Genomic DNA, 12924 nt, shown 5'->3' with positions numbered 1-12924 from the left:
CGGCGGCCTTCTCAGCGCGCGGAACGCCCCGTGATGACCCGTTCCCACAACCGGCCGAGCGCCGTCCGCGGGCGCCGGTGCCGTCCGCGCCGATACCGTACGGGCCCCGGCCACGGCGTCTCATCGGCCGCCAGGTACAGGGGGACCCGTATCCCCGATCCATCCACCGGCGCGTCCGTCATGGCCTCGCCGTAGTCGATGATCGTGTGGTGCAGCCGGTCCACGCACTCCTCGCAGGCGTACAGCGGGGCGTGGTGGCCGGTGGTCCTGGCCTGTCCCAGCCACAGCACCCAGGTGTGCCGGTTCCCGCACCACAGCCAGCAGCGCCCGAGTACCCACTCCGAGCGGTCCCCCAGCCGTGGTGGGACGGGCCGGGTCCCGGCCGCCGTGATCACCGGCGTCCCCGGCCGCTCGTGCGGGTCGCGTTCAGCCGCGACCGGGAGTGCAGCGTCAGCGCCTCCCCGGTGGCGAACTCCAGCCGCCGCCCGCCCCGGGTCGTCAGCACCAGATCGACCACCACCAGCGGCCGGCCGCCGACCGAGATCACATCCCCGACCAGTACGGTCTCGGCGGTGATCTCCACCGCCTCGGGCCACCCGCTCACCGCACACCCCCACCGAGCGCCCGGCCACCGCTCTTGATGCCGAGCCCGGTCTCACTGGAAGCGTTGATGTGCCGGACCATCTCCCGCAGTTCGGCGTGATCGTCATCCTCCGGCGGCAGCTCTTCGGCCTCGTCCGGCTCCTCGCCGTCCTGTACTCGCTCCGGATTCACGGTGTGCACCAGGGTTCACCTGCCATGGATCAGCCCGGCGCAGCCGGGCACGTGCCGGCCGACGCGGAGCAGTGCGGCACCGATGGCGCGTCAAAGTGACGCGAAGTCACGGCACTTGTACACCGAGCGACGGCATCGCCAGAGTGCCGGTGCGACCATGCACGGTGCAAGACTTCGTGACGATTCATCGCGGTAATAGTCTCGAACTGATGATTCGTCTTGTATGGCGGGTACGTGACTGCTTGCATCGTGAGTGGCGGGAATCTCTCATGGCGAGTCAGTGAAGGGGCGAAGGATGGTCGCAGGGCCCACTGGATCGACGGTGCCACGACGCCAACTCGGCCGGAATCTCAGAGAACTGCGGAGTCGGGCGCGGCTCACGGTGCGTGCGGCCGCTCGCAAGCTGGAGTGGTCCGAGGCCAAGATGTGGCGCATCGAGACCGGACAAACCCCACTGCGCAGTCTCGATGTTCAGGCCATGTGCTTCGTCTACGGCGCTCCATCGGATCTCACCGAGGCACTGATGGGGCTGGCCAAGGAGACCAAGGCGCGGGGATGGTGGCATGCCTACGGTGATGTGATCCCGGAGGGATTCGACGTGTACGTCGGACTCGAAGAGGCGGCGACGCGTCTCGCTACCTACGAGAACGAGGTCGTGCCGGGGCTGCTCCAGACGGAGCGTTACGCGCGCGAGATCATCCGCGTTCACCTTCGCGGGATAAGCGAGGAGGAGCTTGAAGGCCGGGTACGCCTGCGCGTCGAGCGACAGTCGTTGCTCACCCGGGTCACCGACCCACCGGAGCTGCGTGTCGCTCTCAGCGAGGCGGTACTCCGACGGCCCATCGGCGGGGACAGTGTGATGGTCGAGCAACTGGCCCATCTCATCTACATGTCCGGACTCCCACACATCACGGTGCGCGTGGTCCCGTTCGTGGCGGGAGCCCATGCGGGACTCGTCACGGGACCTTTCGTGATTCTGCGCTTCCCCCTCAACGCTGACGGGAACGACTCGGAGCCGCCGACCGTGTACGCGGATGGCTATACGGGAGGCTTGTATCTGGACAAGCCGAGGGAAGTACAGCAGTACGAGCAGGCGTTCGAGGGAACGTGGGAGACGGCGCTCGATGAGCGGGCGTCGAGAGTGCTGATCGCTGAGGTGGCAGGGAGCTATGGACAGGGTTGATGTGCGACACGCGCAGTGGAGGAAATCCAGCTACAGCAACGGAAACGGGAACTGCGTGGAAGCGGCGTTCCTTGGTGGTCAGGTGATGGCGCGGGACAGCAAGCACGAAGGACGCGGCCCGGTTCTGATCGTCCGTGCCGGTGCCTGGTCGGCTTTCGTGTCCGGGGTCGCCGATCGCGTGGTCTGAGCGTTCTCCGGCTGCCGGTGACGCGCGCCGTGGAGGAGCCGGGCCGATGCGTCCGGCTTCCCCACGCGTGCATCGGAGGAGGCTCAACAAGCCGGCGTGCCCGGTAATTCGATGGCGTCGGTCGCCAGATGTCACCACGCTGGGCGCTGTGACCACACCCACGTACGAGATCCGCGCCCAGCACACCGCCACCACGGTCACCGTCTACCAGGCGTACGCACCGGCCATCGGCCTGCCCGCCGCCCGGGAGGGACGATTCCCCGCGACCTGGAAACGGGACCGGATGACGTGGATCAAACCGTCCTTCCTGTGGATGATGTACCGCTGCGGCTGGGGCACCAAGAACGATCAGGAGACCGTCCTCGCAGTCGAGATCACCCGCGAGGGCTTCGAGTGGGCGCTGGAGCACGCCTGCCTGTCCCACTACGCGTCCGGGATCCACCCCGACCACGCCACCTGGAAACGGCAGTTGCGCGAGACTCCGGCCCGGGTGCAGTGGGACCCCGAACGCGACCTGCGGCTGAACCCGTTGCCCCACCGTTCTCTGCAACTCGGCCTCACCGGCGAGGCCGCGCACCGTTACGCCGACGCGTGGACGGTCTCCATCACGGACGTCACCGACCTCGCGCACACCGTCCACGCCCACGTACGGGTCGGAGAGCTGGACGCGGCTCGCGCTCTGCTGCCCGAGGAACGTCCCTACCCCGTGCCCGACGGATTCCTGCGCCACCTCCGCCCCGAACTCCCGGTCGGCCCCGCCCCGGACCGCGTACCGAGCACCTGACCGCCCGCCCGCGCACGGAGGGCCCGCGCGGTCGGCGGAAGACTGAGCACGCCACATCGGCGAGGGCCGGGATTGCGTCCATCGCCGGGACATCAGTGCTGGTCGTCGCATCATCGCGTCACAGCGTGTCATGAGCGATGCGTCTATCGTGAGGGGTTCGGTACGACGCAGAGTGAGGCGGCATCATGACAGAAGTACGTTGTGACCGGTGTGACTTCGTCATCGGAATGGGCTGTGCCTGCCCGATCGACGGATCCGCGCCGAAAGAAGATCCCTCGGCCTCGCCCCGTCGGGAGTGGCGGCGCTTCCCCGTGGACACGATTCTGATCTCCCCGACACGCTACGCGCACCTTCCCGGAGCCTGTACGCACCTGACCGAGGAACTGGTGACCGCGCCTCGCTGGGGCTGGATCCCCACACCTCCGGCCGGGCTCTGGGACCGATTGAGCGACAGCTTTCCGGCGACCGCCACCGAGGGGAACACCGCCCGGCAGGCGGTACGGCGGTGCGAGGAGTGTCAGACCGCACTGACGTGACGTGGGCCGCCCCAGCAACTGCTCGATGTGGCGGCCGCGGGGCGACGGAGGATCGGTCGACCCACCGCGCAGTCTCCGCACTCGGCGCCGCGTCGGCGCGGTAGCCGGCACCCGAGCATCCCGGGGTGCCGGCCCACGACGGTGGCTGCGGGGCGGTCTTCGCGGTGGAAGCCCGGAGCGCCACGTGACGGCGCATGACGTCCCCCCGGACGCATGCGGCGCCCGCGCGACTCCTTGACGGGGCACGGGGTCGCCCCCAGGATGCATTGGGAGCGCTCCCATGGAGCTCCCACCCCCCACCCATCCGTGGAAGGACAAGAGCCGTGTCCTCAGCACCTTCCGGACGCCATCGCAGACGCCGGCTGCCCGTCATCGCCGGTGTCACCGCCCTGCTCGCCGGTTCGCTGGTCGCCGTCTCGGCCACCGCCAGCGCCGACAGCAGCCCCCACGCCCTCCAGGCCACCGGCGCCGACGAGGGACCCGAACTCATCGTCAACGGCGACTTCTCGAACGGCACCGCCCCCTGGTGGTGGACCCCGGGAAGCCCCGCCGCCGTCGTCGACGGACAGCTGTGCGCCGACGTGCCCGGCGGCACCCTGAACGCCTGGGACGCCATCATCGGGCAGGACGATCTTCCGCTCACCGAGGGCGAGACGTACGCCCTCACCTACACCGCGACCGCCTCCGCCCCGGTCGCCATCCGCAGCCTCGTCCAACTGGCCGAGGAGCCCTGGACCACCGAGCTGGCCGCCGTGGACCCCATCGGGTCCGACCCCGAGCCGGTCACCCACGTCTTCACGGCCAAGAGCGACAACACCGCCGCCCAGCTGGCCTTCCAACTCGGCGGTCACCAGCAGCCGTACACCTTCTGTCTGGACGACGTCTCGCTGCGCGGCGGCGCCGAACCCCCCGTGTACGAGCCGGACACCGGATCGCCGGTGCGCGTCAACCAGGTCGGCTACCTCACCGAAGGGCCCAAGCGGGGCACCCTGGTCAGCGACGCCACCTCACCCCTGAGCTGGTCACTGCGCGACGCGGACGGCACGGAGCGGGCCACCGGCAGCACCACTCCCGTCGGCGTCGACCCCACCTCCGAGCAGCACGTCCACACCTTCGACCTGGGGGCGTTCGCCGAACCGGGGGAGGGGTACACGGTCGCGGTCGACGGGGAGGTGAGCGAGCCGTTCGCCATCGGCGACGACCTCTACTCGACGCTGCGCACCGACGCGCTGGCGTACTTCTACCACAACCGCAGTGGCATCGAGATCGAGGCGCAGTACGTCGGGGAGCAGTACGCCCGCCCTGCCGGGCACCTGAACGAGGGCGCCAACCAGGGTGACTTCGAGGTGCCCTGCCGCCCCGGGCAGTGCGACTACACCCTGGACGCGCACGGCGGCTGGTACGACGCGGGCGACCACGGCAAGTACGTCGTCAACGGCGGTATCTCGGTGGCCCAGCTGATGTCCTCCTACGAGCGCACCCTGACCGCCGACGGCGCCGACGGCGACGCGCTGGGGGACGGCACCCTCGCCATCCCCGAGCAGGGCAACGGTGTCCCGGACATTCTGGACGAGGCGCGCTGGCAGTTGGAGTTCCTGCTGCGGATGCAGGTCCCGGCCGGTGAGCCGCTGGCCGGCATGGCGCACCACAAGCTGCACGACCGCGAGTGGACCGGCCTTCCGCTGCGTCCCGACCAGGACCCGCAGCCGCGCGAGCTGGCCCCGCCGTCCACCGCCGCCACGCTCAACCTGGCGGCAGCGGCGGCGCAGTGTGCCCGGCTGTACGCGCCCTACGACGCGGAGTTCGCCGACCGCTGCGCGAGCACGGCCACCACGGCCTGGCAGGCGGCGCTGGCGAACCCGGAGCGGTACGCCCCCCCGACCGACGGGCAGGGCGGTGGCGCGTACGAGGACTCCGACGTCCGGGACGAGTTCTACTGGGCGGCGGCCGAACTCTTCGTCACCACGGGCGAGGACAGCTACCGCCAGGCGCTGCTCGGCTCGGAGCTGCACGGTGACGTCGACGCGGTCTTCCCGCGCAACGGGCTCTCCTGGCAGTCCACGGCCGGTCTGGGCGCGCTGAGCCTGGCCACCGTGGACAGCGAGCTGCCGGCCGCCGAACTGGCGGCCGTGCGTGCTTTGCTGATCGAGGCGGCGGACGGGTTCGCGGCCGACTCGGCGGGCTCGGCGTACGGGGTGCCCTACGACTCGCCGGACGGCGGCGGTTACTTCTGGGGCTCCAACAGCCAGGTCCTCAACAACATGGTGGTGCTCGGCACCGCTTACGATCTGGCCGGCGATCCCGCCCACCGGGACGCGCTGCTGCGCGGCTTCGACTACCTGCTGGGCGCCAACCCGCTGAACCTGTCGTACGTCACCGGGTACGGCGAGCGGTACGCGCAGAACCAGCACCACCGGTTCTGGGCGAACCAGCTGAACCCCGCGCTCCCGAACCCGCCGCCCGGCAGCGTGGCCGGCGGCCCCAACCAGGAGCTCCAGGATCCGGTCGCGGAGGAGCGGCTGGCCGGCTGCGCCCCGGCGATGTGTTACATCGACCACATCGAGTCGTACGCGACCAACGAGGTCACCATCAACTGGAACGCCCCGCTGGCCTGGGTGGCGTCCTTCGCGGACGACCTGACCGGCTGATGGGCTGACCGGCCGGCTGGCGCGATCCGGCCGTCCGGGGGTGGGGGCACGGAGCGGTTCGCGCCGCCGCGTGCCCCCACCCGCCCGGCCCGCTTACTCCTCGTCGCCGCCGAAGTCCTCTTCGGCGGCTTCGACGTCTCCGCCGTCGTCGCCGTCCATCATCTCGCCGATGGCGTAGGCGCCGAGGGCGCCGACCGCGACACCGGCCGCCGCACCCGCGACGACCCCGCCCATCCCGGGCCCGGAGCGCTGCGGCTGCTGCCCCGGGTAACCGCCCTGCGGGTAGCCCTGCTGGTAGCCACCCTGCGGGTAACCCCCTTGCTGGAAGCCGCCCTGCTGGCCGCCGTACCCCATCGCGCCGCGCTGCTGCTGGCGGGTGGCCAACTGCTCGATCCAGGACGCCACCTCGGCCGTCCAGTCACGCTGCTCGGCGTCCGCGTGCGAGGCGCCGAAGCGCAGCAGGGTGTCCTGCCCGCCCTGTCCGAAGAAGCCGCCGCGCTTGTCGGCCTCCAGGACGACCTCGACGCCGGCCGGGGTGGTGAGGAATGTCACCTCGATCTCGCGCATCACGTGCGCGTACTGGGGCGACGGGTTGAGTTCGATCTCCTGGTAGAAGGGCAGGCTCTGACTGGTGCCGGGAATGTGTCCCAGCTCCAGGTCAGCGGTGCGGAAGCCGAAGCCGAGGGTGCCGAAGGCCTCCAGGATCTTCTCCTGGAGGGGCAGCGGGGCCACCCGCATCGGGTCGAGGTCGCCCTTGTCCTTGGCGCCTGACACGGACAGTTCGGTACGGACGCCGAGGACGACACCCAGCGGCTGCCCGTACAGCTCGGTGATGGGGGTCTCCCACGGGAGATGGACGGTGAAGGGGATGGAGCGCTGTTCTTCCTGGCCCAGACGGAATCCGCCGCCGACCGTGATCTGGTCGAAGGCGACGAAGCCCTCGGCGTCGCGGCCCCCGACGCCCTGGCCGTCGGCCTCGACGCGGGCGACGAGGTGGAGGGTGATGTGGTTGATGTCCGTCTCGGCGGAGCCGCCGCGCAGTTCGACCCGTCCGGTCAGGGCGCCGCCCGGCAGCACGGCGAGGCCCTGCGGCCCGCCGTCCAGGACCGTGTCCACCGTGGGGCCACCCACTCCGAGGGCTCCGAGCAGCTTCTTGAACACCATGTCGGCGTTCTCTCCTTCGTGTTGTTCATGAGGGATGGGCGTCCGTCCCCGGGGGGACTGCACATCCGGGCACGAACACAACTAACCTGCACCGCGTCGCCGTTCCCGTCGCACGGGCGCGCGGAAGTTTTCGGCCATGGTGTGTGTTTCCCTGTGTACGCGGGCCGGGCCGCCCACATCGGGGCATCCCGTGCACATGGGGTGCGATCGCCGGGTGCGGTTCGGACGTCCGTCTCTCCCTGTGAGCGTCCGATGACCCGTGACGCAGGTCACGGGAAGAAAACCAGACCAAAAAATGGTTTGGTAAGCTAACTATTAACGCTTTCTTGACGCTCACTTGACCGAGACGTCCGGACGCCCAGGAGGAGACATCCACTTGACGACGCCCGCCCGCATCGGCTTCCCGTTGCTCCCGACCGTCACACCCCCCAGGTGACGGCCATGGGACATGCTGACACTCTGCTCGCCATGGGTGGCGCCTTCGTCGCCGCCGCGGTCCTGGCTCGCCTTGGCAGCCGCATCGGATTGCCGACCATCCCGCTGTTCATCCTCGCCGGAATACTTCTCGGACCCAATACCCCCGGCTTTGTCCTGCTCGACGACCCGCACGACCTGGAGATGCTCTCCGCCCTCGGGCTGGTTCTCCTGCTGTTCTACCTCGGCCTTGAGTTCCACATGGACGACCTCAAGACCGGTGGCAAGAAGATGGCCATCGCGGGTGGGATGTATCTCGCCCTGAACGTGGGCGCGGGTCTCGCCTTCGGTTTCATGATGGGCTGGGGCACCTCGGAGGCGTTCGTCTTCGCCGGTGTCCTCGGAATCTCCTCATCCGCGATTGTCACCAAGATCCTGGTGGACCTCGGGCGCATCGGTAACCCCGAGACCAAGCCGATCCTGGGCATCATCGTGGTGGAGGACATCTTCCTCGCCCTCTACCTGGCCGCCCTGCAGCCGATCATCTCCGGGGCCGACGGCTTCGGAGAGACCGCCCTGCAGATCGGCAAGGCCTTCGCCTTCCTGCTGCTGCTCGCCCTGGCCGCCCGGTTCGGCACCAAGGTCATCGGCAAGCTGTTCGCGATCAAGGACAACGAGCTGCTCGTCATCTCGTTCCTCGGTGCGGCCGTCCTGGTGGCGGGCATCTCCGAGAAGTTCGGGGTGGCCGACGCCATCGGTGCCTTCATGGTCGGTCTGATCCTCGGCAGCACCGCTTCGGGCAGCCGGATCCGCGATCTGGTGCATCCGCTGCGGGACGCCTTCGCCGCGATCTTCTTCTTCGCCTTCGGTCTGTCCATCGACCCGGGCGACATGGGATCCGTCATCGTCCCGGTGCTGATCGCCGTCGTGATCACCGTCGCGATGAACCTGACCGCTGGTATCGTCGCGGCCCGGATCTACGGGTTCGGACCGCAACCCACGGCCAATGTGGGCACCACCTTGCTCGCCAGAGGAGAGTTCGCCCTCATCCTCGCCACCATGGCCGCCACGGCCGGGCTCGATCCCCGGCTGTCGCCCTTCATCGCCAGCTATGTACTCATCCTGGCGGTGGTCGCACCCCTGGTGGCCGGCCGCTCCCACTGGGTGGCCCGGATCCTCCCCGGCGGCCGCGCGGCCAAGGAAGAGGCCGAGCGGCAACCCGAGGAAGAGCACGCGTCAGCGGGTCGCTGACCCGCGCACGCGACGCTCAGCGTCTCGCATGGCGCCCCCGGCCATCGGCCGGGGGCGCGGTGCTTTCCGCGTCGTCGTCACCGGCACCGGCGAGCGCGGCCCCGCCCGTACGCCTGCTCGCCCTGCGGGCCCGCCACAGCTCGATCACGATCGGCAGCACCGACAGGGCCACGATGCCGATCAGCATGAACTCGATGTTGGCCCGGACGAACTCGATCTGCCCCAGTGCCGCCCCCAGCAGCGTCACACCGGCGCCCCACAGGACGCCGCCGATGACGTTGAAGAGCACGAAGACGCGGTACTCCATGCGCGCCACCCCGGCGATGATCGGGGTGAAGGTGCGCACGATCGGCACGAAACGGGCCAGGATGAGGGACTTGGGGCCGTGCTTGGCGAAGAACTCGCTCGCCTTGGCCACGTTCTCCTGCTTGAACAGCCGGGAGTCGGGCCGGTTGAACAGCGCGGGCCCGACCTTTCTGCCGAAGAGATAGCCGACCTGGTCGCCGGCCACCGCGGCGATCACGATCAGGGTGCACACCAGCCACAGCGGGTAGTGCAGGTACTGGCCGGTGGCGACCAGCAGTCCCGTGGTGAACAACAGGGAGTCACCGGGGAGAAAGAATCCGATGAGCAGACCCGACTCGGCGAAGACGATCACCAGGATGCCGATGAGGCCGAAGGTCGGGATGAGCCAGTCCGGGTCCAGCCACTGCGGCCCGAGAGCAAGAGAAACCATAAGAAGGAAACCCCTGAGGAGAAGCCCGGACACGACAGTCCTGGGCACTCGCCCCAGGCTACCAACGCATTTCCCGTCCGGCCCGATTAAGACCGGGCCGGACGGGGAAGGATGGCCGGTCGGATGTTCATCCGCCGCGCCGCTTGTGGCGATCCGCATAGATCTGTACGGCCTCCCACAGGTGCCGCCGTTCGAAATCCGGCCACAGAACCTCCATGAACACCAGCTCGGCGTGCGCGAGCTGCCACGGCAGAAAGTTGGAGGTCCGCCGCTCGCCCGAGGGCCGCAGGAACAGCTCCACGTCGCCGCTGTCGCCCTGGTACAGATGCCGCGCGACCACCGCCTCGTCGACGGCCTCCGGACGCAGCGTCCCCGCCCCGACCTGCCGCGCGATCGCCGCCACCGCGTCCACCAGCTCCGCCTGACCGCCGTAGTTCACACACAGGTCCAGGGTCAGCCGCTCATTGTCCCGGGTCAGCTCCTCGGTGGCCCGCAGTTCCCTGACGACGCCCTTCCACAGCCGCCCCGGCCGTCCCGACCAGCGCACCCGTACGCCCATGGCGTGCAGCTCGGCGCGCTGTGCCCGAGGCCGTGTCTGAGAGATAGCGCCGGTCAGGCCCGCGGCGTCTGGTGCGGTGCATCGCAAGGCGGAGGGGCTTCCTCGTAGTGGGCTACTCGGATGCCTCGACAACGCAGCGAGGTGCCGTGCCAGACGTCGCGGGCCAGGCGGGATCTCTCAGACACGGCCAGCACCTGCCCGGCGATCCGCATCAATCCGGACACCTCCTGCGGAGAGCGGCGCCAGTTCTCGGTGGAGAACCCGTAGACGAGCACCTGCTCCACCCCGACCTCCAGCGCCGCCCGCGCCAGCTCGGGCAGCCGCCCGGCCCCCGCCCGGTGCCCCTCGCTGCGGGGCAGGCCGCGCTCCCGGGCCCAGCGTCCGTTGCCGTCCATGGCGACCGCCACCCGGCGGGGCAGTAACCCGGCGGGGATGCGGGGCGGCGAGTCGGTGTGCGGTGCGGTGGCGTTCATGGCCGGGAGCGTACCGCCGGCCAGGCGGGACGGGGCGCGGTCAGCCGGCCGTCGGCCGTGCGCGGTCGCGGCGCAGGGTGTCCGCCGCCTCGTGGAAGAGGGTCTCCGCCGCCGCCTCGGCCGGGGTGGGACGGCGGTCGGCCAGCCGGGCCAGCAGGATGCGGCGGGTGGGTGCCGAGGGCTCCAGGGCGATCACCTTGATCCCCGAGCGCAGGTTCGTCAGCGCCAGACCGGGCGCCAGCGCGACGCCCAGCCCGATCGAGACCATCGCCTGCGCCTCCTGGTAGTCGTGGGCGAAGAACGCGATCGACGGCTGGAAACCGGCCGCACGGCAGCTGCGCGCCAGCACATCGGCGACCGGGTGCTCGTCGGCCCGGGTGATCCACTCCTGCGCGCTCAGCTCCGCCATGGTCACCGACGCGCGGTGCGCCAGCGGGTGCCGGTCCGAGACGATCAGCGCGGTCGCGTCCTCCAGCAGCGGGGTGAGCGCCAGCGCCGGATCGTCCACCCGGCTCCAGTCGTAGTCCCACAGCAGGGCCAGCTGGATCTCGCGGCTCTCCAGCATCGCCCGCAGCCCGTCGAGGACGGCGCTGCGCACCACCAGCCGGATGCCCGGATGGGCCTGCGCGAAGCGCCGGACCACCAGTGGCAGCAGCGAGGATCCGGCGGTCGGGAAGGAACCGATGCGCAGTTCGCCCGAGCGAAGTCCGGCGATCTCGTCGAGCTCGGCCGCCGCCGCGCCCAGCTGCCGCCCGATCCGCTGGGCGTGCCGCACCAGGGCTTCTCCCGCCGGGGTGAGGGCGACGCCCCTGGCATGGCGTTCGAGCAGCGGCTGACCGGCCTCCGACTCCAGCTTTGCGATTTGCTGCGACACCGCGGACGGGGTGAACGCCATGGCCTGCGCCGCCGCCGTCAGCGAGCCGTGCGCGGCCACTTCGGCGAGCAGCAGCATCCGCCGTACATCGAGTCTCATCGGGGCCAGCCTTAAGTTTTTCTGAAGGGGCATCCACTTTTCCGAGATTGTACTGAACCTCCCCGGCGTCCATGCTCGACATCGCTCGGACCAGGTACGGAAGGACGTCGGGTGTTGCGACTGCCAGGAACCCTCATGCGCGGCGGGACCAGCAAATGCTGGATCTTCGACGCCCGCGATCTGCCCCCCGGCGCCACGGAGGCCGGCGGGCGGCTGGAGGAGGTGCTCGCCTCGGCGTTCGGCGCCCGTGACCCGCGCCAGATCGACGGCGTCGGCGGCGCCACCTCCACGACCTCCAAGGCCGCGATCGTGCGCCCCTCCACCGAGGACGGCGTCGACGTCGAGTACCTGTTCGCCCAGGTCGGCATCGGCACCCCCGGCGTCGAGTGGGGCAGCAACTGCGGCAACTGCGCCACCGCGGTCGGCCTCTACGCCCTGCTCAACGGGCTCGCCCCCGCCACCGCGCCGCACAGCACCGTCGTGATGCGCAACCGCAACACGGGCGTCCGGCTCTCCGCCACCGTCCCCACCCCGCACGGCACCGTCCCCGAACTCGGCGCCGCGACCGTGCCCGGCTCGCTGGCCACCGGTGTCCCCGTCGGGCTCGGCTTCCGGCACCCCTCGGGGGCCAGCACCGGAGCCCTGCTGCCCACCGGCGCCCCCGTGGACACCCTCGACGGTGGAATTCCGGCCACCCTGGTCGACGCCGGCGCCCCCGCCGTCCTCGCCGACGCCGCCGCGCTCGGCGCCACGGGACTGGAGCACCCCGAGGCGTTCGCCGCCCTGGTGCCGGCCCTCGCCACCCTGCGCCGCGCCGCGGCACTGCGCATGGGCCTGGCCACCGACCGTGACCCCGTCAGCCACGCCATCCCCAAAGTGGGGGTCGTGGCGCCGCCAGGCGACTACCTCACCACGCTGGGTGACCATGTGAAGGGGTCTGATTACGATGTGGCCGTTCGCATGGTGTCCATGCACGCGCCGCACCCGGCCATCGGGCTGACCTCCGCAGTGGCCGTCGCGGCGGCGGTGCTGACGCCCGGCACGATCCCGGCGCAGCTGGCCGAAAACCGGCTGTCCGCCTCCGTCATCCGGCTGGGAACCCCGGCCGGAGTAGTGACCGCCGAAGCGGAGACCGACTCCGCCGGCACCGTCCGGCTCATCACCCTGCACCGGGCCGCCCGCCGTATCGCCACCGCTCAACTTCTCGTCCCCGCACTACTCCAGGAAAGCGTGTGAGCGGCA

14 protein-coding genes are annotated in these 12924 nt (G+C 70.2%); 6 read left to right on the top strand and 8 right to left on the bottom strand.

Features of this window, described 5'->3' with window-relative positions; genetic code table 11:
• Window positions 1-11 precede the first annotated feature (11 nt).
• From SXIM_RS02885 to SXIM_RS02875, 3 genes are read right to left on the bottom strand one after another with little or no spacing between them, the layout of a single operon-like run.
• Window positions 12-395: a hypothetical protein gene (locus tag SXIM_RS02885; protein WP_046722863.1), complete on the bottom strand. Its 384-nt coding sequence runs from the start codon at window positions 393-395 to the stop codon at window positions 12-14.
• A complete protein-coding gene (locus tag SXIM_RS02880; protein ID WP_046722862.1) occupies window positions 392-604 on the bottom strand; it encodes a hypothetical protein in 213 nt (70 codons plus the stop codon). Before SXIM_RS02880 ends, SXIM_RS02885 begins: the two co-directional genes overlap by 4 nt.
• Window positions 601-783: a hypothetical protein gene (locus tag SXIM_RS02875; protein WP_046722861.1), complete on the bottom strand. Its 183-nt coding sequence runs from the start codon at window positions 781-783 to the stop codon at window positions 601-603. The genes SXIM_RS02880 and SXIM_RS02875 overlap by 4 nt, the downstream gene beginning before the upstream one ends.
• Window positions 784-1069: 286 nt before the next feature.
• Between SXIM_RS02875 and SXIM_RS02870 the strand changes: the two genes are divergently transcribed.
• The 4 genes from SXIM_RS02870 to SXIM_RS02850 all read left to right on the top strand — a co-directional run bounded on the left by SXIM_RS02870 (window position 1070) and on the right by SXIM_RS02850 (window position 6112).
• On the top strand, window positions 1070-1957 hold the full coding sequence (locus SXIM_RS02870) for a helix-turn-helix domain-containing protein (RefSeq protein WP_046722860.1): 888 nt from the start codon (window positions 1070-1072) through the stop codon (window positions 1955-1957).
• Window positions 1944-2144, top strand: coding sequence for a DUF397 domain-containing protein (locus SXIM_RS02865; RefSeq protein WP_078846820.1), 201 nt, complete (start codon window positions 1944-1946; stop codon window positions 2142-2144). Before SXIM_RS02870 ends, SXIM_RS02865 begins: the two co-directional genes overlap by 14 nt.
• 148 nt (window positions 2145-2292) lie before the next feature.
• On the top strand, window positions 2293-2928 hold the full coding sequence (locus SXIM_RS02860; RefSeq protein WP_030727716.1) for a DUF4291 domain-containing protein: 636 nt from the start codon (window positions 2293-2295) through the stop codon (window positions 2926-2928).
• A gap of 730 nt (window positions 2929-3658) precedes the next feature.
• Window positions 3659-6112 (top strand): glycoside hydrolase family 9 protein, encoded by a 2454-nt coding sequence (locus SXIM_RS02850; RefSeq protein WP_375879114.1) that lies wholly within the window; start codon window positions 3659-3661, stop codon window positions 6110-6112.
• Between the two features lie 93 nt (window positions 6113-6205).
• Here SXIM_RS02850 and SXIM_RS02845 read toward each other — a convergent pair whose 3' ends face one another.
• Window positions 6206-7276, bottom strand: a complete 1071-nt coding sequence (locus SXIM_RS02845) for a sporulation protein (RefSeq protein WP_046722858.1) — start codon at window positions 7274-7276, stop codon at window positions 6206-6208.
• Between the two features lie 468 nt (window positions 7277-7744).
• On the opposite strand from SXIM_RS02845, the gene SXIM_RS02840 reads away from it, so the two are divergent.
• On the top strand, window positions 7745-8941 hold the full coding sequence (locus tag SXIM_RS02840; protein WP_030727707.1) for a cation:proton antiporter: 1197 nt from the start codon (window positions 7745-7747) through the stop codon (window positions 8939-8941).
• A 16-nt stretch (window positions 8942-8957) separates the two neighbouring features.
• Here the strand turns inward: SXIM_RS02840 and SXIM_RS02835 are convergent, their stop codons facing one another.
• From SXIM_RS02835 to SXIM_RS02820, 4 genes are all read right to left on the bottom strand, one after another.
• Window positions 8958-9677 carry a DedA family protein gene (locus SXIM_RS02835; RefSeq protein ID WP_046722856.1) on the bottom strand — a complete coding sequence of 240 codons (720 nt, stop codon included), beginning with the start codon at window positions 9675-9677 and terminating at the stop codon, window positions 8958-8960.
• A 127-nt stretch (window positions 9678-9804) separates the two neighbouring features.
• On the bottom strand, window positions 9805-10323 hold the full coding sequence (gene uppS, locus SXIM_RS02830; RefSeq protein ID WP_281289028.1) for a polyprenyl diphosphate synthase: 519 nt from the start codon (window positions 10321-10323) through the stop codon (window positions 9805-9807).
• Complete coding sequence (locus SXIM_RS02825; RefSeq protein WP_053116070.1) at window positions 10290-10709, bottom strand: undecaprenyl diphosphate synthase family protein; 420 nt, start codon at window positions 10707-10709, stop codon at window positions 10290-10292. The genes uppS and SXIM_RS02825 overlap by 34 nt, the downstream gene beginning before the upstream one ends.
• Window positions 10710-10749: 40 nt before the next feature.
• Window positions 10750-11682, bottom strand: a complete 933-nt coding sequence (locus SXIM_RS02820; protein WP_043176928.1) for a LysR family transcriptional regulator — start codon at window positions 11680-11682, stop codon at window positions 10750-10752.
• A gap of 111 nt (window positions 11683-11793) precedes the next feature.
• On the opposite strand from SXIM_RS02820, the gene SXIM_RS02815 reads away from it, so the two are divergent.
• Window positions 11794-12918 carry a PrpF domain-containing protein gene (locus SXIM_RS02815; RefSeq protein ID WP_046722855.1) on the top strand — a complete coding sequence of 375 codons (1125 nt, stop codon included), beginning with the start codon at window positions 11794-11796 and terminating at the stop codon, window positions 12916-12918.
• Window positions 12919-12924 lie beyond the last annotated feature (6 nt).

Origin of the sequence: Streptomyces xiamenensis, assembly GCF_000993785.3 — a bacterium.
Taxonomy (GTDB): Bacteria; Actinomycetota; Actinomycetes; order Streptomycetales; family Streptomycetaceae; genus Streptomyces; species Streptomyces xiamenensis.
This window is presented reverse-complemented; position numbering and strand designations above follow the sequence as displayed.

Coding starts and splice junctions, on each gene's coding strand:
- SXIM_RS02870 (WP_046722860.1), top strand. CDS start 1,070: ATGGTCGCAGGGCCCACTGGATCGACGGTGCCACGACGCCAACTCGGC.
- SXIM_RS02865 (WP_078846820.1), top strand. CDS start 1,944: ATGGACAGGGTTGATGTGCGACACGCGCAGTGGAGGAAATCCAGCTAC.
- SXIM_RS02850 (WP_375879114.1), top strand. CDS start 3,659: ATGACGTCCCCCCGGACGCATGCGGCGCCCGCGCGACTCCTTGACGGG.
- SXIM_RS02845 (WP_046722858.1), bottom strand. CDS start 7,276: ATGGTGTTCAAGAAGCTGCTCGGAGCCCTCGGAGTGGGTGGCCCCACG.
- SXIM_RS02840 (WP_030727707.1), top strand. CDS start 7,745: ATGGGTGGCGCCTTCGTCGCCGCCGCGGTCCTGGCTCGCCTTGGCAGC.
- SXIM_RS02835 (WP_046722856.1), bottom strand. CDS start 9,677: ATGGTTTCTCTTGCTCTCGGGCCGCAGTGGCTGGACCCGGACTGGCTC.
- SXIM_RS02825 (WP_053116070.1), bottom strand. CDS start 10,709: ATGAACGCCACCGCACCGCACACCGACTCGCCGCCCCGCATCCCCGCC.
- SXIM_RS02820 (WP_043176928.1), bottom strand. CDS start 11,682: ATGAGACTCGATGTACGGCGGATGCTGCTGCTCGCCGAAGTGGCCGCG.